Origin of the sequence: Thalassotalea sp. G20_0 (assembly GCF_017744175.1) — a bacterium.
In the GTDB taxonomy this organism is placed as follows: Bacteria; Pseudomonadota; Gammaproteobacteria; order Pseudomonadales; family Endozoicomonadaceae; genus Endozoicomonas.
Window position 1 is genome coordinate 59723 of record NZ_JAGHQV010000019.1, and the last position, 22920, is coordinate 82642.

Below are 22920 nucleotides of genomic sequence, written 5' to 3' on the forward strand. Positions count from 1 at the left end.
AAAGACACCAAGGCACAGAGAAGAGCTTTCTTTGTGCCTTGGTGTCTTTGTGGTGGAAAAGTAAACATCACCTGTTTAAATACGCTTGAAGGCTATTAATTCTGGAATGGATAGACCGAACCCAGTTTAAGAATCTGTGTCAGTTCATCCAGGGCAGTTCGGGATTCTGTCAGTAACAGCGGGTCGGCCAGCTCTTTTTCAGACAACTGGTCACGATAGTGCTTTTTGACCCAGCGGCTGAGGGTGGCAAAGCGCTGGTTGTTGATCAGACAATGTTGATTGGTCGCTGCCAGTTCCTGGTGGTTTAATACTACTCTTAGTCGCAGGCAGGCCGGGCCTCCACCGTTATTCATACTTTGGCGCAGATCAAAAACCTTCAGATCCGTAATTGGGCAACTTGCGTCGTTGAGTATGCTTTGCAGGTAATTCCAGACAGCGGGTTCATTTTCACACTCAGAGGGGACAACGATCATTGTCCCGCCATTGTCCAGCGACAGCAGTTGGCTATTGAACAGGTAAGTCCCAACTGCCTGCACTACTGAAACCTGTTGATCTGCCACTTCAACAATATGAAAGTCCTGCGACCCATAAGCCTTTCTTAATGACTCATAGACAGCAGCCTGCTCCACAAATGCCTGTTCATGGCAGAACAGCAGGTTGCGGTTGCCGACTGCGATAACATCATTATGAAAAACGCCCTGATCGATAACCGCCGGGTTTTGCTGGGCAAATACCACCTTGTTTGGATCAAGCTGATGCAGACGGGCGACAGCCTGACTGGCTTCAAGACTCTGGCGGGCAGGGTATTTCTGTGGTGAGGTACTTTGCGGGTTAAATGCTTCCCGGCCATAAACGAAAAATTCGACGCCCTGTTCGCCATATTCATGGCAAAAACGGGTGTGGTTCGCGGCCCCTTCATCACCAAAGTATTCGGTGGATGGCAGAGCCTGATGATGAACAAAGTGGTCCGGATTATTAAACGTCGATTTTAATATTTTCCCGGTAACGTCATGCTCAATGGAGCGGTGGAATTTATTGATTAAGTTAGCGGGCGTGAAATGTACTTTACCATCAGCACAGTCCGCACTGGGGGAGACCGTCGCTGCATTAGCGGTCCACATGCTGGAAGCGGAGCAACAGGCTGCCAGAACTGCTGGCATCTGTTGCGCCGCGTCAGACAGTACCCGTGAATCGCTGCCTTGGAAACCGAGCCTTCTCAGTGTGGCAATATCCGGGCGCTCCTGAGGGGCTAGCACACCCTGGACAAAGCCCAGTTCACTGAGCGCCTTCATTTTCTCCAGACCCTGGAGAGCCGCTTCCCTTGGGTTTGCTACTTTGCCCGCATAATGGATTGAGGCCTTGTTACCCTGGGATAACCCTGCATAGTTGTGGGTAGGGCCGACCAGTCCGTCAAAGTTGGCTTCTATTGTTTTCATTATTGACTACTTCACCATTGAGTCCATGGGGGCTGTTTACAAATCAAGCCCGGGTGCCAGTTCTTTGGGCATACTCAGTGACTCCGACTCAACACTGGCCACCGGGTAGGCGCAGTAATCGGCAGCGAAATAGGCGCTGGGGCGGTGGTTGCCACTGTCACCGGGGCCGCCAAAAGGTGCGGCACTGCTGGCACCGGTGATTGGCCGGTTCCAGTTAACGATACCTGCACGTATTCTCTGCAAAAAGAACTGGTACTGCTCTGGTGCTTCACTGAACAATCCGGCGGAGAGACCAAAACGGGTGTTATTGGCGTCTGCAACGGCATCTTCAAAACGATCGTAACGAATAATTTGCAACAGTGGGCCAAAGTATTCTTCATCGGGAAGGTCTTTGATATTGGTCACATCAATAATACCCGGAGATACTAACCCGGTTCCCGCTTGAAGATGAGTTGATAAAAGCAGGCTGTTGCCGCCCAGCTTTTGCAGCGTTTCCTGGGCTGACAATATCTGTTTGGCCGCTGCTTCAGAGATAAGCGCTCCCATAAAAGGCGCTTCTTGATCATCCCATTGACCTACTTTGATATTGGCTGCCGCTAAAGTCAGCGCATCAACAAACTGATCCCCCCAGGGCGTCGCGGGAATAAAAAGTCGGCGGGCACAGGTACAGCGCTGACCGGCAGTAATAAATGCTGAATGAATAGTGTCGTGTACTGCGGCTTTGATATCTGCCATCTCGGTGACAATCAGCGGATTGTTGCCGCCCATTTCCAACGCCAGAATTTTACCCGGCTGTCCACCGTACTGCTGGTGGATCATCTTGCCGGTGTTTGAGCTGCCGGTGAAAAACAGACCATCAAGACCGGGGTGCCCGGCCAGAGCGATGCCAGTTTCTTTTTCTCCCTGAACCAGATTGATAACTCCGTCGGGTATTCCCACCTGCTGCCAGAGTTTTATCGTGTATTCCGCAACGGCCGGTGTTAATTCGCTGGGCTTGAAAACCACGGTGTTGCCAGCCAGCAGTGCGGGAACAATATGACCATTGGGAAGGTGGCCCGGAAAGTTGTAGGGGCCAAATACCGCAACAACCCCATGTGGCTTGTGACGAATCACAGCTTTTCCTACGGGCATGGCATTTTCAACGGTCCCCGTTCGCTCATGGTAAGCTTTTATTGAAATGGCGATTTTCCCGGCCATAGCAGCCGCTTCCGTTTTGGCTTCCCAGAGCGGCTTACCGGTTTCTCTGGCAATGATTTCTGCCAGGGCCTCTTTATTCTGCTCCAGCTCACTGGCAAACGCCTTAATAAACGCCTCTCGTTCTTGAAATGGGCGAAAGGCCCAATGATGACTGGCTTCCCGGGCGGCACTTATTGCCTGATCTACTTGCTCTGCGGTGGCACTGGCTCCTTGCCAGAGCACAGTGCCTGTTCCCGGATTTTCGGATGAAAAGGGTTTACCATTTGCCTTAAGCCACTGTCCATTGATAAACAGGCATTGTTGTTCATTTGTGTCTGGCATGGTCTTAATCCTCTCAATTCGTTGACTAGCTGGATAAAGGCACTACCCGCAGCAATTGGCCTTCTTCAATGTTAAGCGCTGATGCCTGCTTTTTAGTGATCATGACAAACTCCAGTCCTTCGTAGGAAAGATGGCCCATGATGCAGCGAAAGTCTTTCAACTCACTATTGGCCATCAGCCAGCGGCGCTGATCCGTTGTGTTGTTCTCAACAATTTTAACTTTGTACTGTCGTGAATCTCTTACTGAGCGTACATCCTTGACTCTGGCTTCCAGTAGCGGACCTCCATCAAAAATATCCACATAGCCAGTGTAGTAGAAGCCTTCAGATTCCAGCAGATGTCGGGCAGGCGTTGTGCTTTCATGGGTAACACCAATGACCTCCCTGGCTTCATCCGGCAACAAATTGGTGTAGATTGGATGGCGAGGCATCAGCTCGGCAATAAACGCTTTATCGACGGTGGATTGGCGATCAGCTTCGGCAAAGTCCACCGCAAAGAAGTGCCGCCCAAGGGCTTCCCAGAAAGGGGAAAATTCCTGATCATCACAGTAGCCACGCATTTCTGCAAAGAGGCCTTCAGCAAACAGCTCTGGAAAGGCTGCCATAAACAACATGCGACTCTTGGAAAGAAACGTACCGTTTTTGGAGTGACGATAATCCGGCAGCAAAAAGAGCGTACAAAGCTCTGAAAAGCCGGTATGGTCACTGCAGAGCATCAGGGTGTCCACCATGGTGTAGACATCCAGTTGTTGTGAGGCATGAACCTGTTTACTCACCTTGTAGTTATACCAGGGAGCCTCAAGTCCGACGGCGGACTCAATACCCGCAGTGCCCATAACCTGACCGGTTTCGGTATCTTCCATCACAAACAGATAGAGATTATTTTTCGGTTCTGCGGCAGAAGTACCTGTTTCCTGCGATGCTGCCAGCGAAGCCTGCTTAAAGGAGGTGAGTGCCCATGCCAGTTTATTATCAACCATGGGACGGTGAGGTTGCAGGGAGGTGAATCCGGCACCCGTCTGGTTGGCGATTTGCCAGAGGGCCTCACGATCCTGCTCATGAATGGGACGAATAACAATCATAGTCAGACTTTGCCTTTGTTTTAATAGTCAGTTAGTTATCGCGACACAAAGAGACCCGGAAATGTTACCTCAACTTTTATTGATGGAAAGACCCTGCAAAGAGAAAAAATGCACCTATAGTTTAGCTTCAATAATTCAGGAAATGATACCGTTTCGCTCACTTTGTTAGTGGTAAAAACAGTTCACCAAAAACACCTATGATTCAGTCACCCGTTCTTTTGCCTGTGGTTCCACGGCCCTGTGAGCCGAGTGAGTCCTCTTCTGTGCAGCCTGCAATTGCCAGTAGCAATATTGCACCTGGCGAGCCTGATGGAACCTATATAACAAAAGACCCCTTCTCTTTTACTGAGCGTTGTAAGTCGCTGTTCAGCAGGGTTGTCTGTGCCGTAGAAACGAGCATGTGGCATGCTATGGACGCATTCAACTGGGCCGGCTATCTCGCTGTCTGGGCAATGGCTGGCGCTACTTTTATGGTTGGTATGATGGCCTTGCCGATCATTCTTAAATCGGCCCTGACCGGCATCATTATTATGGCTTGTGAAGCGATAGGGGAGGCCGTACTGCGATATTATTCAAGGGATCAGTTTCCAACGGATCGCCTGCCCGTACTATTAGACAGACTCCCGATAGAGGATCTGCCTGTTCTTGGGGATTTTTTGAGCTTTCGCTGGCTGAGACACTTGCCGTTTCAGGGAGAACGCTGTGATGAAAATAAACTGACGTATTTTGGCAGTCGAATGGTGGTTGGTGGGGTCTATGGCAGCTTACTTGGTTTTTTCACCTCGTTAATCACTCTGTCTCCCTACAGTATTCTGGCTACGGGAGCGGTAGCCGCAGGCATTGCCTTTAGCCTGAGGTTTCTGGGATGCGCCAAGGTAGCCCTGGATTTTGTATTTCTCTCCAATCATGAAATGAATGAGGGGCGTCTTTACCATAAAGATAGCTTTATTAATCGCTCTATCAGAGACAGGTTGGTTGGGAACACAGAGTCGTCGAATTATTTTCCCATGCCACCTCCCGAGAATATCGGTGCAGCAATACAGCTACTGAGTATTCATCAGGATATAGAGGCAGTTACCAAAGACACTATATATCAGGCGGCAGAAGCCCGTTGCCATGAGAAAGCGCAGTCTGGACTACCACAAGAACTCTTTGACCGGGAGGTGAGTCTGGTCAAACACGCTCAGGAACAATTATATCGATTTGTCACGCAGCGGGATTTGCGGGAAGCAAAAAGGCAGGAGATTCAGGCAAGGCTGGTTCATCAGGCTCAGGAACAAGAGAGAATAGACCGGAATTTGTTGGGGTTACCGGCTGAGGGTGAACTGACGCCTGAGCAGATTGAAGCTGGCTACCGACAGGCCCTGAATGATTATGAACGCTACAGGGATCAGGATATCAATGAGATTGATCGGGCGGCGGCACGTTTGAGAAGAGCTAATGACAATGCTGACCTTGTATCTGTGGCTTGATGCGATAATAAAAACACAGGTAAATACAGCTTTCAGACCTCTATTTGCAGGAGGAAAAGGTTAGTATCAGGCTAATGGTGTCAGTCTCTCCACTTATTGCAATGATCTGCGATAGCGGTAGAATCCCTTGCTTCACTTGACTGACCATATGTCATTAAATACCAGCCCATTTCACTGTGATATAGCTGCTTATGCAGTTGTTATACATAATACATATCAGGTTTTATATGTAGAGCCTGTCTGAGCGGTTTAAGCCAAAGGTTAACCCTGATGGTTGTTTAACAATCCAGTGTGCTGGGGGCTTCAAATATCTGAATCAGGCTGTTTCGGTATAGCGCCTTAAATTCGACGGGCGGTAGCGTGGGGGAAGTGTGCTTTTGGGTGTCGATCCTCCAACGGATACTCTCGGAGCCTGTCGGACTTAAGTGTGACAGGCTCTTCGGCTGATTGTTTCAGGACAGCGTGACATCATGATACTTGCTTTTGCACTGTATAAATATTTTCCCTATGGCGGACTGCAGCGGGACTTTCTGCGAATAGCCAGTGAGTGCAAACATCGTGGATATGGTATCCGTGTCTATACCACAAGCTGGCAAGGTGATAGACCGGACGGTTTTGATATACGTCTACTGCCGGTTAAAGGGCTGACTAATCACAAAAAGATGGCTGACTTCTGTCAGCAGGTACAGCAGTCGTTGAGCAGCGAGCCGAAGGTGCTCCTCACCGGTTTTAATAAAATGCCCGGACTGGATATCTATTATGCCGCAGACACCTGTTATAAAGCCAAATCAGACAGCAGATTCTGGCTTTATAAACTGAGCGCCCGCTACAGACAGTACTGTGCTTTGGAAGCAGCGGTTTTTGGCAAAGACAGCAAAACCGTTTCGTTGCTGATTTCTGCCCTGCAAAAACCCGAGTTTCAACGCTATTACCAGACACCCGATGAACGCCTGCAACTGCTACCGCCGGGTATCGCAAAAGATCGCTGTCGGCCAGCGGATGCGGACACTATTCGAGAGGCGTTCCGACAGGAGTTCGGCCTTGGCAATGATGACCGGCTGGTATTGATGGTGGGCTCGGGGTTCAGAACCAAAGGTCTGGACCGGGCTCTGAAAGCCATTGCTGCATTGCCTGAACCACTTAACGAGTCCACTCGTTTCTTTATTATTGGTCAGGATAAACAGAAACCTTTTCTGGCGATGGCAAAGCACCTGGGCATTACTGACAAGATTCAGTTTTTTCAAGGCCGGGATGATATCCCAAGATTTCTTCTGGGAGCCGACCTGCTGATTCACCCGGCCTACAACGAAAACACCGGGACCGTTTTGCTGGAAGCTCTGGTAGCAGGGCTTCCGGTATTAACGACGGATGTGTGTGGCTATGCCCATTATATTCTTGAGGCTGATGCCGGGCGGGTAATTCGTTCACCCTTTTCCCAGGATGCGCTAAATCAGGCAGTCAGTGAGATGTTGTTATCTGAACAGCGCAAACAATGGTCTGAGAACGCTGTTAACTTCAGTAAAACTACCGATTTGTATAGCCTGCCCCAGTGTGCAGCAGAGCTGATTATTGTCCGGGCAGAAAAGAAGTGGGCAGAGGGGGCTTGCTGAGTGCTTTATCTGAGAGATGACTTTAACAAAGCCTGGCAGGGCAAGGATCCTCAGCAGCTGCTGGAAAACATGGATGGTGACGTCTATCGGGCGTTGGAAGCACGGAGAACCTTTCGTTTTGAGCTGAATGGCCAGGGGTATTTTGCCAAAGTACATGGTGGTGTTGGGTGGTTTGAAATCATCGAAAACCTTATTCGTCTACGCAAACCGGTGCTGGGTGCCCGCAATGAGTGGGAAGCGTTGAACCGGTTGCACGACATTGGGATCACTACCATGACACCGGTAGCTTTTGGCGAAACTGGCAGCAATCCCGCAACCCGGCGTTCGTTTCTGGTCACTGAAGAACTCAGGGATATGATCACGCTGGAAGATTTTTGTAAGCCCTGGTCAGTGAAGCCACCGGCATTCAGGTTAAAACTGGCCATGATTGATAAGCTGGCAGAGATCAGTAAAAAAATGCACGGCAATGGTATTAATCATCGGGATTATTATCTTTGTCACTTTATGATGCCTGACCGGCAGATACCGGATCCGGACAATTTGACATTTTATCTGATTGACCTCCATCGAGCCCAGTTGCGAGATGTGACACCTTTACGTTGGGTGATCAAGGACCTTTCCGGACTCTACTATTCAGCCATGGACATTGGTATCACCCAAAGGGATATCTTTCGTTTTATCAAAACCTATACCGGTCTGCCATTAAGAGAAGCATTAAAGCGGCATTTACCCATGTGGCTGAAGATTACCAGAAAAGCCCACAAGCTTTATCAGCGCATGGCCAGAAAAGCACGACAGTAACCGGTTGTATTCGACGTTATTTGAGAGAAGGGAATGACCACAGGGAAACTTTCATACACACTGGAAGAGCTGACGAACCTGAAAGAAGCGCCCCGGAATGGTTCTATTCTGGATATTCACGGGCAGCAGATCCTGATTGATGCGGTATTGCGTTTTCTGCCAGGCAAACGGTTAGTAGTCAGAGCGATTGTGGACGGTGCAACTGTTCTGGCAAAGTTCTTTACAGGAAGTTCAGCGACACGACATTTGCAGCGTGAACTCGCGGGCCTTAAAAGCTTTGCCGATGCAGGAATTAATACTCCGGCTCTGATTGAAACCCGGCAGCTTCAGGATTTTGGCCTGTTAACTACCGAATTTCTTGAGGACAGCCAATCTCTTGAGCAAGTATGGCAGACGAATCTCAGTGATGATCAACGCCTGGCGTTGCTTAAGCAGGTCGTAGAAACAGTCGGCCAGTTGCATCAGTACAATATCCTTCATAATGACCCGCATCTGGATAATTTCCTGATAGTGGATCAGACGTTGTTTTTGATTGATGGTGGTGGTGTTCACAGAGAGAGTGTACAGATTTCTCAATCAGCGGCGCTGGACAATCTGGCCTTTTTTCTTTCTGTCCTGTTCCCACGGTTTGATCATCTTTCTCTTCAGTGTCTGCCTGCTTATCAATCTATCCATCCTCTCGACGGGATAGACGAACAGTGCCTTGCCCAAGCTATTCGGAAGAGAAGAAAGTGGCGGGAGCGTTATCTGGAAAAAGTATTCAGGACCTGTACCGATTTTGTCGCAGAGTCCGGCTTTCGCAAATTTCAGGTGATAGACAGAGTAGAACTCAGTGAAGCATTAACCACATTTCTGGCGTCACCAGACAGGTTTATCAATGCTGGTCATGTTCTGAAAAGGGGCAGCACTAACACAGTATCCATCGTTACCCTGGATGATGGTAAAAAAGTGTTTGTTAAACGCTATAAAAGCACAAAAGGGTGGCTGCACCAGTTTTTCCGTGGTTTCAGAAAATCCCGTGCCCGAAATGCCTGGTATGCAGCCCATTACCTGCTGCGCCTGCTGGGAATTGATACTCCAAAGCCGTTAGCTTTACTGGAGCATAGATTTGGGCCCTTTGTAACATGCAGCTATTTGGTCACGGAGTATGTTGAGGCAGAGGATGCACTGCATTACTTCAACAGCCTGACAGAAATTACCCCGGAAGCAGAAAAAAGGGCTCAGGCTCTGATTGAAATACTGTCAACCCTTAAGGAAGGATTGGTGTTTCATGGGGATATGAAGGCGACTAATTTTATGCTTACTGATCACCGTCTTCTGGTCATTGATCTGGATCAGACGGTTATTTTAAATTCTGAAGAAAAATCAGAGAAATTGCTGAATAAAGATCGAGAAAGATTTAATAGAAACTGGCCTGTGCACTCAATTGCAGCAGGACTTTTTTGCCGCTAAATGCCCTAAAGCAGTCATTTCTATTCAAAAAGATTACTCGGCAATTCTCGCAGTAGTAACTATGATTTAACGCCTGTGTGATATCTATTTAAGATGTATAAATACCGCCCAGACATCGACGGCCTCCGTTTTATCGCCGCAGCCCTCGTACTGCTTTATCATTTTCAGTTCAGTATTATCAGCGGTGGCTACGTTGGTGTTGATGTATTTTTTGTAATAACCGGCTTTGTTATGAGTAACCTGCTAATGAAACAGCTTTCAGCAGGTACTTTCTTATTCAGCGATTTTTACAGCAAACGTATAAAGCGATTGATACCGGCTTTACTGCTGATGTCGTTTGTTGTTTTTCTGCTGATCTCGCCTATCTACATGGATGAAGAGTATTATATCTTCTCAAAGAGCTGGCTTTACTCCCTGATCGGATACAGTAATTTTTACTTTATTGACGAGTTTGCCAAATATTTTTCTGCAGACGCAGCTACTCAGCCACTTTTGCATACTTGGACCCTGGCTGTTGAATTTCAGTTTTATTTTCTTTGGCCTCCCGTTTTGGTTCTGGTTTACCGGTATTTGAATCGCTCAGCAGCACCCTGGGTTTTTCTGGCGCTTTGGTTGGCGACTTTTGGCTACTCCATTTACCGTACTGACGCTGCACCTGATTCTGCCTATTTTCTGCTGACGACCCGTTTGTTTGAGTTGTTGCTGGGAGCCGGACTGGCTCTGTTTGGCAACCGTCTGCCCCGGCTGAATGACCTGACTTCCAATGCTCTTTCTTTGGCTGGCCTGGCTCTGATTATTGGCAGTGCATTCGTATTGACCAAAGATTCATTGTTTCCTGGTTATAACGCTCTGTGGCCAGTGCTCGGTACCGGTTTGGTTATTTATGCAGGCCTTAATAACAGTAATGCTCTGGCTGGACGACTGCTTGGTTCTACACCGTTGGTTTACCTTGGGGCTTTGTCGTATTCGCTTTATCTCTGGCACTGGCCTCTGGTAGCAATACTGAATAATCAGTTGATTCCACTGGACCTGACTAACCAGTTGTTGTTGATTGCTGCAAGTCTGGTATTAAGTTGGTTCAGCTATACCTTTGTGGAATCGAAGCTTCGTTATAAAGACTGGTCTTTGAAAAAGTCTTTTCTGTTAATGATGCTGTTGCCAGCTATCGTTATCTGGGCTGTGCAGGTGACGATTCGTGTCGCTGATGATATCAGTTTTCGCATACCACAAAAGAACCGTGAACTGTATCGGGTGATCAATCAGCAGGATGCCGGAGATATTTTTGATCCCTGTTTTGATGGGGATGCAGTCAGCTTTGATCAGGGTGGGCATTGCCTGCTTGGAGCAAAGGAACCTGGCAAAAAGCCTGATGCCATGTTGCTGGGGGATTCCCATGCAACAGCCATGGCTGGTTTTGTCGAGGAACTCAGTAAGCGGCAGGGGATAACTACCTTGTTGGTTACCAAGGCCTCATCGCCGTTTATCCTGGCAGAAGACACGGTTGCTACTGGAGATGAGAGAAAAGTAAAACGTAACCAGGCTCTGCAGGATTATCTTGATCATGGCGAGCCAATGACTATTTTTCTATCCGCCTGGTGGACTGCCTATCTGGCCAGCGATCAATATCAGGGCTATTTTGAGAATATTGTCCGCTGGCTGCTCGAACGAGGGCACAGGGTAGTGGTTATTGAAGATGCATTCCGACTCCCATCCAACAGTTTTGCCTACTGTCTGCTGAAGAATCAACGGGATTGCACTGTGCCAAGGGCTGATGTGGAGAGTGAGCAGGTAAACTTCTACCGCTTTAAAGAGACTATTCAGGCCCGATATCCCCAGGTTGGCTGGATTAACCCCCGTTCTGCCATGTGCAACGAGGAGCGTTGTGATACGGTTCTGGATGGTACCCCACTCTATCGGGATGATAACCATCTTAACTATGCCGGTTCAAAAATCATTGGTCGGCGTTTTCTGGAGCAGTTTGGTAATCCTTTGTCTGCCAGCTGAAAATGCGGTCTTTTCACAGGGATGGCCAACAAGCGACTGTCCCTGTGTTCGGAGGCTGTCCGGATGATCCCATACATTCCCTGTATTGAATGCAAAGGAGTTGATTGATAATAAGGGCTGTAATCTCAAATAGAGAATTTATTCAAAGGTAACCTACCTTCGGGCTTATTCGATCGAATGAGCCTTTTTCACTGCCATTTCCCTACTATCCTGGTCAAGACCTATGTTATAGCCAGTTGGTTCCTCGGCTGACCGGCTATCTGGTGCCTGAAGCCACATCCGTACTCTCAAATATCTTATCCGCAGAAGCCGCCACAAACCCCTGGTAAAGTTGACCGCTGGCCATTGGGTAGCGCCGGGCGAACTCATAATAGCAGCCTGGGACTTTCATGGTGGTGTCATCAAAGGTCACGTCCACCGCTTTGGCCAGGGTTGAGGATTGTTCCAGCAATACGTCTGGTGATCCTTTGATCAGCCCGCCACTGGTATTCATGTCATACCCTTTATCCAGCAGCAGTTGATTGACGCTTTGAATATCAGGGTGTGAACTCAAATGGTTGATGGATACCGTAAAGTGATTGGGGCGAAAGCCATGGGCAGCCACCCAGGAGGCGTACTCACTTTCACTGGCAAGCGTTTGATACTGCTCTTCACTGACATGCCATGGGCGACCGGAATAGCAGAAGCCCTGTTGACTCACAGACTCCTCAGACACCTGAGATACCAGTGCTTTGATAATGTCCTGGCAGTGCCCGGGTAGCTCCTCAACTTTCAGCTCGCTGATAAACACCTTGGGCAGGGTGTCATCGTTATGCTGATAGTATTTGGCATACAGCTTTTTCGCCGGGAACTGATAGTCATCCACGGCCTGGTAGCCAGCATCGAGAAAGGGTTTGGCTATTTTATCCAGAGATACCTGGTCGAGATTGAAGGTGCGCAGGGCAATGTGGTCATTGACCACCGTGCCCTCATTCAGTTCAGCAAATAGCTGGTGGATAGGTTTGGCGTCCGGGGTCAGTGCCAGGTAATCCTGCCACATGGCACCCAATAACTCATGAATTGTGAGTTTCATAATCTCTCCGAAACAAAACTATTTCACATCAGAACCCGGCAGATAGATCGCTATACCGGCTTTTATTGCCGCTTTGCGCAGTATTTTATCCAGTGTTGCCAAAGGCAGGTTTTCCCGTATGGCGAGTTCCAGGTAGGCTGCATCGTAGCTGCTCAGGTGGTAACTCCTTGCCAGCGTAGCAATGCGATTAAACGCCTGATTCGTCGTCAAAGGGTCAACGTAAATTGGCAGATTTTCCAGCTGGGCGAGAAACCCTTCTGCCGTGGCAGTATTTATTTCATTCTGTTTTTCCAACCCCAGGGTTACATTGACCACTTCCAGATGCCAGAGGTTGGGAACGAGGGCGTCGGAATGTGAGAAGCTTCTGAGTACCGATTCTGCATAAGCCTGATCCTGCTTTTTGTTGGTTTCTGACAACCAGCGCATGGAAACGGAGTTATCCAGGATAAAGTCGGTCATTTCCTGCCACGCTCCCGGAGCTCTGTCAGGTCACTCTCAGAAACAAGAGGCTTTTTGGCTTTGAGCAAATTTTCGATGGCAGATTGTGCCTTTAAACGACTTTTCGCCTTGCTGGGAATCAGGTCTGCGATTGGTTTTCCCCGGTTGGTTATGGTGAAAGATTCACCGGCTTCAACACGACGCAGAATTTCTGGCAATTTTGTTTTTGCATCGTAAGAACCGATTTCTTCAAGCATACCCTGGCCTCCGCATTTTCATTTGATGTATTATAGACCAGTATTCTGGTCTATGTGTTCTCATGCCAGACCATTACCGCAAGTCTTGCTTTTGCCTTTATCGTTTTAACCAGTCAAAACAGTCACCCTGTGCACTGGCATGGGCCAGACTCAATAATAATGCCGCACTGAGCCTGGCTCTTGGTAAAAGGCTTCTGACTTTTAAATATTCTTGATCACTGTGGATCGCTCCTCCCTGAACCCCAAGCGTATCGATATTGGGAATCCCTGCTGAGGCAAGGTTGTTACCATCGCAACAACCACCTGTCGGTTTAATGTCCAGGGGAATACCCAGCTCATGCCCGATGTTTTTGACCATTGATAGCAGCTGTTTATTGGCAGGACTGAGCACTTTGGGTTTGCGGGTAAATCCGCCATGCAGTTTCAATTGAATGCCATCACGCTGATTGATGCTTTCGATGATCTCGTTCAGCTTTTCCAGGCACCATTGTTCATCATCCGGTTGTTCAAGACGGATGTTAAACTTGTGAATACAGCGATCAGGCACAATGTTGGTCGGGCCGCCACCATGAATGTAGCCGGGGTTAAAGGTGATTCCCGGTCGTTGACCATTCAGGTCGTCCATGGCGGCAACAAAATCACAGAGGGCTCGAATGGCATTGCGCCCCAGGTGATGTTCACGGCCTGCATGAGCCGCTTTGCCATGGCTGACCACGGTAAAATTACCACTGCCTTTGCGTTGTCCGGCCAGGTTGCCATCGGGAAAGCAGGGTTCGAAGATCATGCCCAGATGGACGTGTTGTGCAGCCTCTTGAATCAGGGGGGCTGAGCCGGGAGAGCCAATTTCTTCATCCGGGTTAAACAGTATTTCCCAGCCGATCTGTTCAGCCCATGGGCTTTGCTCCAGCACTTCCAGCGCCTTGAGCATTACCAGAATGCCGCCTTTTAAATCAGTCACTCCGGGGCCATTGATGGTGTCATCATCCAGCCAGCGGACCTTTTGAAAAGGGCTGTCTTTTGGAAAAACCGTATCCATGTGGCCACACAGAAAGACCTGAAGAGGTGCTTCGGGGCGTTTGCGAATCCTTAATGCATCACCTAGTGGGTGCTTAATGATTTCTCCGCTGTCGTTTATTACTTCCCATGGGTTTACAGGTATGCGTTCATAGTCTTTTGATAAACCTGAGGTCAGCTTCAGAAGTTTTTCCAGAATCTGATTGACACCGTCACGGTTGAGGCTGCCGGAATTTATTTCTGCCAGTTCAATGGTTCTGGCCAGCATTTCATCATGTTGATTATTGAGTAAATCCAGCCAGGGGAGAATTTCAGGGGGAAGCGTTTTTGCTGGCTTAACCATACGATATTCTCTTTCTGTTTTAGTCCGGGTATGCATTCCCGCGCAGAGGGTGTTACGAAAGGCCTTAAAAAGAAGGGAACCACAAAGGCACAAAGACACAAAGTTTTTTATGGGATTGCCTGAGCTGTGCTCGGCAAACGAAACTTCCTTTGTGTCTTCGTGTCTTTGTGGTTCAAGGCTTTTATATCTGAAAGACCCTCAGGCGGAAACCACGGTAGCAACCGCTCTTTCCAGCCGTGCCATACCCTCATCAATGTCTTCATCAGGAATAATAAGTGATGGTGCAAAGCGCAGGACATTGGGTCCGGCAACCAGCAGCATCAACCCTTCGTCTGCTGCAGCGGCAAGAATGTCTTTACCCTTTCCGTGATACTTCTCGACCAGCTCAGCACCAATCAGCAGGCCTTTACCCCGCACGTCGGCAAAGATGCCATATTTGCTGTTTATGGATTCAAGATGCTTCCGGAAGCGGTCATGCTTTTTACTGACGTTATTAAGCAGTTGTGGGTCATTAATGGTTTTGATCACTTCCAGGGCTACGGCACAGGCCAGTGGGTTACCGCCGTAGGTGCTGCCGTGGGTACCAAAACCAAAACTTTCCGCCACTTTGTTGGTGGTTAGCATGGCACCGATCGGGAAGCCCCCGCCAAGGGATTTGGCGCTGGTCAGAATGTCCGGTGTTACACCAAGGCCCATGTAGGCAAAGAGTTGGCCGGTTCTGCCCATACCGGACTGGACTTCATCCAAAACCAGCAGGGCATTGTGCTGGTCACAGAGCTCTCTGACCCCTTTGATAAATTCAGGGTCAGCAGGAATAACCCCGCCTTCACCCTGGATAGGCTCAGCGACCACGGCACAGGTGCGGTCAGACATCAGGGCTTTGAGTGCCTCAAGGTCGTTGTAGGTGGTGTGCAGAACACCGCCGGGAACCGGCTCAAAGCCTTCACAGTATTTCTTTTGTCCGCCTACGGTCACCGTAAAGAGTGTTCTGCCATGGAACGATTGGTAGAAGGAGACGATCTCATGCTTTTCCGGGCCAAAGTTATCGTACGCGTACTTTCTGGCCAGCTTAAACGCGGCTTCATTGGCTTCTGCACCGGAATTGCAGAAGAAGATTTTGTCCGCAAAGGTGCTGTTGATTAACTGCTGGGCCAATTCAAGAGCCGGTTCATTGGTATAAACATTACTCAGATGCCACAGTTCTTCACCTTGCTTTTTCAGGGCATCAATCAGGGCCGGGTGGCAATGTCCCAAAGCATTGACGGCGATGCCACCGGCAAAGTCCAGATACTCTTTCCCTTCCTGATCCCAGATTCGTGACCCTTTCCCACGCACAGGCACCATGGCCTGGGGCGCATAATTGGGAACCATAACCTGATTAAAGGTTGAACGATCAACGGCGTGCTCTAACATGCTATTACCTCCTGGTTATAGTGGGCCCGGGAAATTCTACCGCTTCGGTGATTCTCTGTAGTTCGAACGGCTCATTCCTGTTCGGATAGCTGCTCAAATGGCTAAAGCCCGCTTTTATAATTTATACGAGTAATTCTACACAAGCCTCAAGAGTTTGTACGGGTATATTTTCGTTCTTATACGGTTCTCCCCTGCATTTTGCTGAACAGGTAATAAAGTACTGGTACTGCTACCAGAGTCAGCAGTGTGATACCAGCAGGCCGCCAAAAATTGTCCAGCCTATGGGTGACCACATGACTGAGTCAGACAGCGACAAGAGCAGCAGTGCTGGCAAACGATCGTACTAGCCTCAGCATGACCGGATCTCTGGTTTTTTTGGACTTGTTATCGATGCATACATTTCTCGGAAGAACTTCATTCACGAGGGTGTTATGACGTTGAGAGTAAAGGAGTTGGAGCCACTCTTAGCAGAGAGTGGCATTACAGGCTCAGCGAAAGCGCTTGCTGGCAATTTCAGCCTGCTTTAATTCATGCTGAATAGCACCGAAGATCTGCTGAAACTCACTGTCATAGCGAACCAGGCTCTGGCTGAACTCGGGCATTAACTGAGCCATTGACTCACCGGTATTCTCCGGGAGTGTCTCCGGGATCAGTTTGATCGCTTGAGTTAAATGGTATTCCGTTTGACGGACAAAGGTCATCAGGCGCTCATACTCTGTTCCCATGTTTTGCAGGTCCGGTTTTACCCCTGAACGGGAAAGTGCCATTGCATCAAATACCTGCTGAAGTCGCACATCATACTCTGCCAGAGCGGCATTCACTTGCTTCAGTTGGCTAACCTGGCTTGCATCCACCGCAGCGCCAACCGGGGCGACAGGGGCTTCTTGAACACTATTACTGGCATCGATAACGGCCACTTCGGGCTGCTTGCCAAGCGCCATATCCGGGCGAAATGGGTTTGCAGCCGACAGGTTGGCCAACAGGTTTTCTACTTTATCGAAATCCATCTCCAGCATTTTGGGGAGCTCAGTCAGCTGGTTGGTATAGCTGGTTTCAACTTTATCTTCGGCAGCCGCCTGAACTGATGGGCCTATCTGCGGGTCTTTAACAGGGTCGGGTTGGAATGGGCGGTTATTGATCTGATCCGTCAGTGACGACGACATAGCACGTTCTCCTTTTTGGCCATTACCTAAAGATTAGTTGATAGTTTTTTTCTATCACTTTGTTTGTATTGTTTTATTTTTATAGTTGAGAATCGTTCTCATAGAATAAAGCCAACAACGACAAAATGATTATCAAGGCCGGAGAACACCGTGGCTAAAACAGTTTCTTTTGCAGCAGTCCACTTTTGTGTTGCGTTTTCAGTAGGCTACCTGATGACCGGGGATGTAATGATTGGTGGTGCCCTGGCGATGGTTGAGCCTGCCGTGAATACAGTGGCTTATTATTTTCACGAAAAGGTCTGGAATCGATCTGAAAAGGCCAGCCCAAAGCCTGTCGACAAGGCTTTCAACCCGCTGAAGGCACTCAATCAGCTGAAGGCACTCAATCAGCTGAAGGCACTCAATCAGCTGAAGGCACTCAATCAGCTGAAGGCTCTGAATGCATAGCAATAGCTCCCTTATTCAGACCTTCAAAAGCGACGACCCGGATGGTTTTACCTGGCTTTCGCTCAGCCAGAGAGCGGGCAATATGGCTGGCAAGCAGTTCAACCGTGGAATCGGTATCGATGATATAACAGTGAGCACTTGGCAGGCTGAGTTCGAAGTAACCCTGCCTGGCCGTGTAGCTGAATCGGTAATGATCCAGATTATTGTCAGTGAAAGTGTCCTTTAAATCCTCTTTTGTGGCTATATAGATGTCACGCCACTTTGCTGCCCACCATGCCTCCAGCGCCTGATCCCGTTGTTCATCGACAAAAACCCGAATCTGTGAGCGATGGCCATGGGCAATCCGCTGGCAATCCCCATCGTGTTTCTTCAACCCATGGCTGTAGTGATAGTAAGCCCCGCCAATTTCTTCAGGGTATAACCTGAGTTCAACCCTGGTAACATTGTCTGGCAGCTCCTGTTGTATGGCATCCTCCAGAAAGGGGGTGATTAACTCCGGAGTGATCGCTTTGGCATCAACCAGCAATACAGCCTGTGCCGGTGCTGAACAGGTAATCACCCCATGACGTGATTTGAAGCTGACAACTAACTGATCTTTGTTATGGGTAATGGAAGTTGCTTCTGCATTCAGGGGAACCAGAAGGCGGTGATCCGACAGGCTGTCCAGTAAGGCTTTAACCTGTTTCTTTACATGGCCAAAATCAAACACCATGCCCTGTTGATCAAGCTCACCACCCAGCACCACATCCACAAGCCAGGTTTCACCCACCAGTCCTCGAGTTGGACAGAGGTAACTGAAGTCCAGGGTAGTAAGCTGGTTTACGAACAGAGCCTGCATATTACTTCCAAAATGAATAGTGGTGAATGGATTTGAAAATCATCTGATTTTGGAACGAACTATTCAAATTATCCACAGGGGCAGAGTAGGCCAGGATCCCGAAAACAGCCATAAGCAATCTCATGCTCATATAAGGGCCTGATAAATTTGATGGGTATAAAGTACTGTTTACGCTTGCTACAGAACAGCCCCGCGATTATCTTCTCCTACCGGAAAGGTCAATACGTATCAAAAGGAGTCAGGCTTGAGCCCTGTTATAACCCCGGAAGAACTGGTGTTTGATGCTGAACATATCTGGCACCCCTACAGTAAGACCATTAATCGGGTGGATATGTTCCCGGTGGTTGGGGCCGAAGGTGTCTATTTGCACCTGAATGATGGTCGCCGGGTTATTGATGGCATGTCTTCCTGGTGGTGCATGGTGCATGGCTATAACCATCCTGAAATGAATGCGGCACTAAAGCATCAGATTGATGATTTCTCCCATGTTATGTTTGGTGGCCTGACCCATAAACCGGCGATTGATCTGGCGAAAAAGCTGGTGGCCATGACACCGGAACCGATGCAAACGGTGTTTTTTGCCGACTCCGGCTCTGTGGCTGTTGAGGTCGCTATCAAAATGGCCATGCAATACTGGATTGCCCGGGAACGACCTGAAAAAAATAAGATGCTGACCGTCAGGGGTGGGTATTACGGCGATACAACCGGTGGCATGTCTATTTGTGACCCTGATGGCGGCATGCATCACTGGTTTACCGGAATTCTGCCTCAGCATTATTTTGTCCCCCGCCCTGAGTGTCGTTTTGCTGAAGCTTTTGAAGAGAGGCATATTGATGAATTGCGGCAGATCCTGGATCGACGGGGAAACCAGCTGGCGGGGGTGATTATTGAGCCCATTGTTCAGGGTGCCGGAGGCATGTATTTTTATTCTCCGGAATATCTGGTGCGTCTGCGCCAGCTGTGTGACGACTATGAAGTGCTGCTGATTCATGACGAAATTGCCACGGGGTTTGGTCGTACCGGCAAGCTGTTTGCCTGTGAACATGCTGGCGTTGTTCCGGATATCATGTGTGTCGGAAAGGCCCTGACCGGTGGTTACATGACGATGGCGGCAACCCTTTGTTCAGAGCAGGTCAGCCACACCATTTCTGAACACGGTCCGTTTATGCACGGCCCCACCTTTATGGCCAACCCACTGGCCTGCGCTGCCGGTAATGCCAGCCTGGAGATCTTGTCCAGAGGCGAATGGCGTGGCCAGTTGACGGCGATTGAACAAGTGCTCAGGGAAGGCTTGATGCCTTGTGATGACCTGCCTGCTGTTGCTGATGTCCGGGTGTTGGGTGGTATTGGGGTCGTGGAGTTGAAAGAACCGGTGGTGATGTCTGAAATCCAGCCGTTGTTTGTTGCCGAGGGGGTTTGGGTCCGGCCTTTTGGCAAGCTGGTTTATGTGATGCCACCCTACGTTATTTCCAGCGATGAGCTGAAAGCATTGTGTAGCGCTATTTGTCGGGTGCTTCATCGGGTTAGCCACTGAACCGGTTTGCCGCAAGAGCCGAAGCCAGCTAACTTTCATTTTCACACTATTATTTAATCGTTACTTAAAGGAGTATCCCTGATGGGCGCAGGCCTTCCTAAAACCCCGGAACAGTTCCACAAAATTCCCCATGCACGGCTGGCGATTATCGGCAGCAGTTGGCACAGCGACTGTGTCGATGCCATGATTAACCGGGCTCAAAAAGAGCTGCTGGCGCTGGATGTCAAGCCAGAGAATATCTCAATTCACAAAGTCCCGGGTTCACTGGAACTGCCGCTTGCGGCACGGATTCTGTTTGAAAAAGACCCTGAGCTGGATGCTATCCTGGCGTTTGGTGTGGTTCTGAAAGGGATCACCAGTCACGATGAAATGGTGCTTCATGGTGTATTTGAAGGTTTTATGGATGTCACAGAACGCTTCGGAAAACCAGTGATTAATGAAGTGATCGGAGTAGATAGCGTTGAGGACGCGCAAAAAAGAGCCGGTGATGATCACATGAATAAAGGCGTAGAGGCAGTCTACGCCACTTCTGAACTGTTGCACTGGATAAACCAGATGAAAGGTTAATAAAACTTATTGAGCTCAGGTCGGATCACTGCCATTGTGATTCACTTGGCTCTCTCCCTCTGCCAACTCCATAGCGGGTGACAGGTCTGCGTTCACCATGGCGGTTACACAGGAGTCTGACCACACGTTAATGGCACTCTCGAGCATATCAATCAACGCATAAAATGGCAGAATAATAACCAGCAGTTGCAGTGGCACTCCCATCGCGGCAAGAAATGCGCTGGATAACATATAACACCCCATGGGCACACCGGCATTACCAATGGCGGCAATACTGGCAATGACGATCCATGAGAGTAACTCCAGAGGAGAGAACATGACGCCATTACTTTGTGAAACAAACAGAACCGTTATCAGTATGAAAGCAGCACAAGCGTTCATATTGACAGTAATGCACAGAGGAAGGCTGAAACGGGCCACTTTGCTCTGAACCCCCATGTTTTTTTCAGCGCACTCAACCGCATAGGGCAGAGCCGCCGCCGATGATTTGGCGAAAAAGGCCACGGTTAGCGCTGGCCACATGGCTCTCATGGTTTGCCAGGGAGAAATGCCTTTGAATTTCAGCAACAGCGGCAACATAAGGGCAGCCTGTACGATATTGGCCAGCACCACGCACAGCAGGTAGAGCCCAAGGTCCTGGAGAATTTTCTGACTCTGCAGATCGTGGATAAACTGGTTAACAAATGCCCAGACCGCCAGAGGCATAAGTTTAAGGATCAGACCGGTCATCTTCATGATGGCTGCAAACATACTGTCAAAAAAGGCATGCAGAACAGCCTTGTGCCGGTTTTCCAGAACCATAATGGCAGCACTGAGCAGAAGGGCCAGAAACAACACACCCATCACATTATGAGTGTAAAAGGGCTCGATAAAACTGGCAGGAATCACGCCAAGCAGATAAGACCAATAACTGCCAGAGGGGCCTGAAGGCTCGGAGGCTCCGGCTAATGCACCAGCCTTTCCCGCCGGAGCAATGAATAAGTAAAGGACCAGGGCAACAGTAGCGGCAATCAGGGTAGTGATCACCGTGTATTTCAGAACCTGACCACCCAGGCGTTTTACCTCTGACGCTTCGCCCATTCCGGAAAGAGTGGAAACCAGGGCAAAAAAGATAATGGGGAGGCTGATCAGTTTCAGCATTCGTAAAAACAGGTCGGACACCACATCACCGGCCTGATTGAGTTCATTCAGGTCAAGCCATCCTGTGATAACTCCGAATAGTCCGGCTATGAGTAGAATCATAGTGCTATTTATAATGGGTTGTTTTTCCGTGTTTTTGTTATCTGGCTGCATAGCTTTTGGGGTCTATCTACTGGATTGAATCCTGAGAATAGACACGTTTTTTACGGGTTATTATTTTGTTTTGGTATTTACATAGTCACATAGCTTCATTCCCGGTCAGATTGACTGTTATTTGGTTGGCTTTAAAGGGGCAGTTTGACTGACTCCTTTTATTAATTTAATGAATAATTTTTCACTCAATTATTTTTGCGGTGGAATATTCTTTTGGTACTTATGACCAGTGTTTTTTTGACTACACTTCCTACCTCAAAGGCCTGTGGGGCTGAACACTAATGATTCCATAAAGTGACGCCTGCTGAATTACTGAGGAGTAGTAACGTGTTGAGACAAATCCGCTTTTCACTATCCATAGCTGAGCCAAGGCCCGGACTGACCCGAAAAGAATGGATCTATCATAAATATTCCCTGATCCCGGAAGGCTTTTCCAAAGAGGATTCAGATGATGCGGATGAGTACATTCAGGAATGGAACTTTCCCCATCCCGGGCGGAAAGCATTCCTGCGGGTTAATCCTGCTGGCCTGGTCAAGCCAGTGTGGCTCTGATGCATAAGTGGCTCTGATGCAGAAAATAAGGCTTCTGGAAGCGAGGCAGAACCCATTTTGCAGATCTGACCAGTCATGAGATGGAAGAGGAACAATAATGAATGCAGTAAACCCAACCATACAAACCTGTCAGACCAACTCCGGGTATAATGACGAGTGCCCAGTTTGCCTGGATTCCACCTCAGATATGCAGGTTATCACCCAGTGTAGACATAGATTCCATAAATGGTGTCTGGATAAAACCCGAGAAGTTAACCCAAGATGCCCAATTTGCAGGTCTCCGCTACCGGATTCAATTTCACTGTTTATGACACAAATTGGACGTGATCCCAAGACTGTCGAAGTGGTGAACGCGATTTTAACCTCTCTTGCCCTGAGACTTGACAGACCCGCTCCTGACGATTCGACGCAGAACCCACCTGCCGTTACCAGCTGGTGTACGATAGTGTGACAAACATAGAAAAGCCGGGATAATAATTCTTAGGGAACCCGAAACATCAGGGAAATACCCGGCTGTTTCGGATTTGTCTCGCCGAGAATTTATTATTGTTAACAGGGAAAGACCCGACAGAAAAATAATATTAGAATCTTGGCCGAACATAGCAAACTACTGTG

The 22920-nt window shown here is 48.8% G+C and carries 21 protein-coding genes; 10 read left to right on the forward strand and 11 right to left on the reverse strand.

The genetic code is table 11. The features are described 5' to 3' along the window. Nucleotides 1-95: 95 nt before the first annotated feature. The 3 genes from astB to astA are packed head-to-tail and all read right to left on the reverse strand — an operon-like array spanning nucleotide 96 to nucleotide 4035. Nucleotides 96-1436, reverse strand: coding sequence for an N-succinylarginine dihydrolase (astB, locus tag J7438_RS12975; protein WP_209276867.1), 1341 nt, complete (start codon nucleotides 1434-1436; stop codon nucleotides 96-98). A gap of 36 nt (nucleotides 1437-1472) precedes the next feature. After that, on the reverse strand, nucleotides 1473-2954 hold the full coding sequence (gene astD, locus J7438_RS12980) for a succinylglutamate-semialdehyde dehydrogenase (RefSeq protein WP_209276868.1): 1482 nt from the start codon (nucleotides 2952-2954) through the stop codon (nucleotides 1473-1475). 25 nt (nucleotides 2955-2979) lie between these two features. Continuing rightward, nucleotides 2980-4035, reverse strand: coding sequence for an arginine N-succinyltransferase (gene astA / locus J7438_RS12985; RefSeq protein ID WP_209276869.1), 1056 nt, complete (start codon nucleotides 4033-4035; stop codon nucleotides 2980-2982). A 410-nt stretch (nucleotides 4036-4445) separates the two neighbouring features. Between astA and J7438_RS12990 the strand changes: the two genes are divergently transcribed. From J7438_RS12990 to J7438_RS13010, 5 genes are all read left to right on the forward strand, one after another. After that, on the forward strand, nucleotides 4446-5507 hold the full coding sequence (locus tag J7438_RS12990) for a hypothetical protein (RefSeq protein WP_209276870.1): 1062 nt from the start codon (nucleotides 4446-4448) through the stop codon (nucleotides 5505-5507). Between the two features lie 470 nt (nucleotides 5508-5977). Continuing rightward, nucleotides 5978-7117 (forward strand): glycosyltransferase family 4 protein, encoded by a 1140-nt coding sequence (locus tag J7438_RS12995; protein ID WP_209276871.1) that lies wholly within the window; start codon nucleotides 5978-5980, stop codon nucleotides 7115-7117. Beyond that, nucleotides 7118-7918: a lipopolysaccharide core heptose(I) kinase RfaP gene (rfaP, locus tag J7438_RS13000; RefSeq protein WP_209276872.1), complete on the forward strand. Its 801-nt coding sequence runs from the start codon at nucleotides 7118-7120 to the stop codon at nucleotides 7916-7918. Between the two features lie 33 nt (nucleotides 7919-7951). After that, nucleotides 7952-9370, forward strand: coding sequence for a lipopolysaccharide kinase InaA family protein (locus tag J7438_RS13005; protein WP_209276873.1), 1419 nt, complete (start codon nucleotides 7952-7954; stop codon nucleotides 9368-9370). 93 nt (nucleotides 9371-9463) lie between these two features. Next, entirely contained in the window at nucleotides 9464-11374 is a 1911-nt protein-coding gene (locus tag J7438_RS13010; RefSeq protein WP_209276874.1) for an acyltransferase family protein, read from the forward strand. Between the two features lie 256 nt (nucleotides 11375-11630). Here J7438_RS13010 and J7438_RS13015 read toward each other — a convergent pair whose 3' ends face one another. From J7438_RS13015 to J7438_RS13040, 6 genes are all read right to left on the reverse strand, one after another. Beyond that, nucleotides 11631-12446, reverse strand: a complete 816-nt coding sequence (locus tag J7438_RS13015) for a DUF1338 domain-containing protein (RefSeq protein WP_209276875.1) — start codon at nucleotides 12444-12446, stop codon at nucleotides 11631-11633. Nucleotides 12447-12464: 18 nt separating this feature from the next. After that, complete coding sequence (locus J7438_RS13020; protein ID WP_209276876.1) at nucleotides 12465-12905, reverse strand: type II toxin-antitoxin system VapC family toxin; 441 nt, start codon at nucleotides 12903-12905, stop codon at nucleotides 12465-12467. Beyond that, nucleotides 12902-13141, reverse strand: coding sequence for a type II toxin-antitoxin system Phd/YefM family antitoxin (locus tag J7438_RS13025; RefSeq protein WP_209276877.1), 240 nt, complete (start codon nucleotides 13139-13141; stop codon nucleotides 12902-12904). The genes J7438_RS13020 and J7438_RS13025 overlap by 4 nt, the downstream gene beginning before the upstream one ends. 97 nt (nucleotides 13142-13238) lie before the next feature. Next, entirely contained in the window at nucleotides 13239-14498 is a 1260-nt protein-coding gene (locus J7438_RS13030; protein WP_209276878.1) for a hydrolase, read from the reverse strand. 198 nt (nucleotides 14499-14696) lie between these two features. After that, nucleotides 14697-15911: an aspartate aminotransferase family protein gene (locus J7438_RS13035; protein ID WP_209276879.1), complete on the reverse strand. Its 1215-nt coding sequence runs from the start codon at nucleotides 15909-15911 to the stop codon at nucleotides 14697-14699. Between the two features lie 488 nt (nucleotides 15912-16399). Further along, nucleotides 16400-17074, reverse strand: a complete 675-nt coding sequence (locus tag J7438_RS13040; protein ID WP_209201892.1) for a hypothetical protein — start codon at nucleotides 17072-17074, stop codon at nucleotides 16400-16402. A 150-nt stretch (nucleotides 17075-17224) separates the two neighbouring features. On the opposite strand from J7438_RS13040, the gene J7438_RS28295 reads away from it, so the two are divergent. Next, nucleotides 17225-17521 (forward strand): DUF2061 domain-containing protein, encoded by a 297-nt coding sequence (locus tag J7438_RS28295; RefSeq protein ID WP_209276880.1) that lies wholly within the window; start codon nucleotides 17225-17227, stop codon nucleotides 17519-17521. On the opposite strand, the gene J7438_RS13050 is transcribed toward J7438_RS28295, so the two are convergent. Next, nucleotides 17493-18359 (reverse strand): 6-carboxytetrahydropterin synthase, encoded by an 867-nt coding sequence (locus J7438_RS13050; protein ID WP_209276881.1) that lies wholly within the window; start codon nucleotides 18357-18359, stop codon nucleotides 17493-17495. The two genes, J7438_RS28295 and J7438_RS13050, sit on opposite strands and share 29 nt — an antisense overlap. A 244-nt stretch (nucleotides 18360-18603) precedes the next feature. Here J7438_RS13050 and bioA point away from each other — a divergent pair, with 244 nt between their 5' ends. Together bioA and ribH are read left to right on the forward strand one after the other, a co-directional pair. Then, nucleotides 18604-19893, forward strand: a complete 1290-nt coding sequence (gene bioA, locus J7438_RS13055; RefSeq protein ID WP_286196563.1) for an adenosylmethionine--8-amino-7-oxononanoate transaminase — start codon at nucleotides 18604-18606, stop codon at nucleotides 19891-19893. An 81-nt stretch (nucleotides 19894-19974) separates the two neighbouring features. After that, nucleotides 19975-20460, forward strand: a complete 486-nt coding sequence (gene ribH, locus J7438_RS13060) for a 6,7-dimethyl-8-ribityllumazine synthase (protein WP_209276882.1) — start codon at nucleotides 19975-19977, stop codon at nucleotides 20458-20460. Nucleotides 20461-20475: 15 nt separating this feature from the next. On the opposite strand, the gene J7438_RS13065 is transcribed toward ribH, so the two are convergent. Then, nucleotides 20476-21702, reverse strand: coding sequence for a dicarboxylate/amino acid:cation symporter (locus J7438_RS13065; protein ID WP_209276883.1), 1227 nt, complete (start codon nucleotides 21700-21702; stop codon nucleotides 20476-20478). Nucleotides 21703-22080: 378 nt separating this feature from the next. Here J7438_RS13065 and J7438_RS13070 point away from each other — a divergent pair, with 378 nt between their 5' ends. Together J7438_RS13070 and J7438_RS28300 are read left to right on the forward strand one after the other, a co-directional pair. Beyond that, entirely contained in the window at nucleotides 22081-22305 is a 225-nt protein-coding gene (locus J7438_RS13070) for a hypothetical protein (protein ID WP_209276884.1), read from the forward strand. A 97-nt stretch (nucleotides 22306-22402) separates the two neighbouring features. Further along, complete coding sequence (locus tag J7438_RS28300) at nucleotides 22403-22756, forward strand: RING finger domain-containing protein (RefSeq protein ID WP_209276885.1); 354 nt, start codon at nucleotides 22403-22405, stop codon at nucleotides 22754-22756. The last annotated feature ends 164 nt before the right edge of the window (nucleotides 22757-22920 follow it).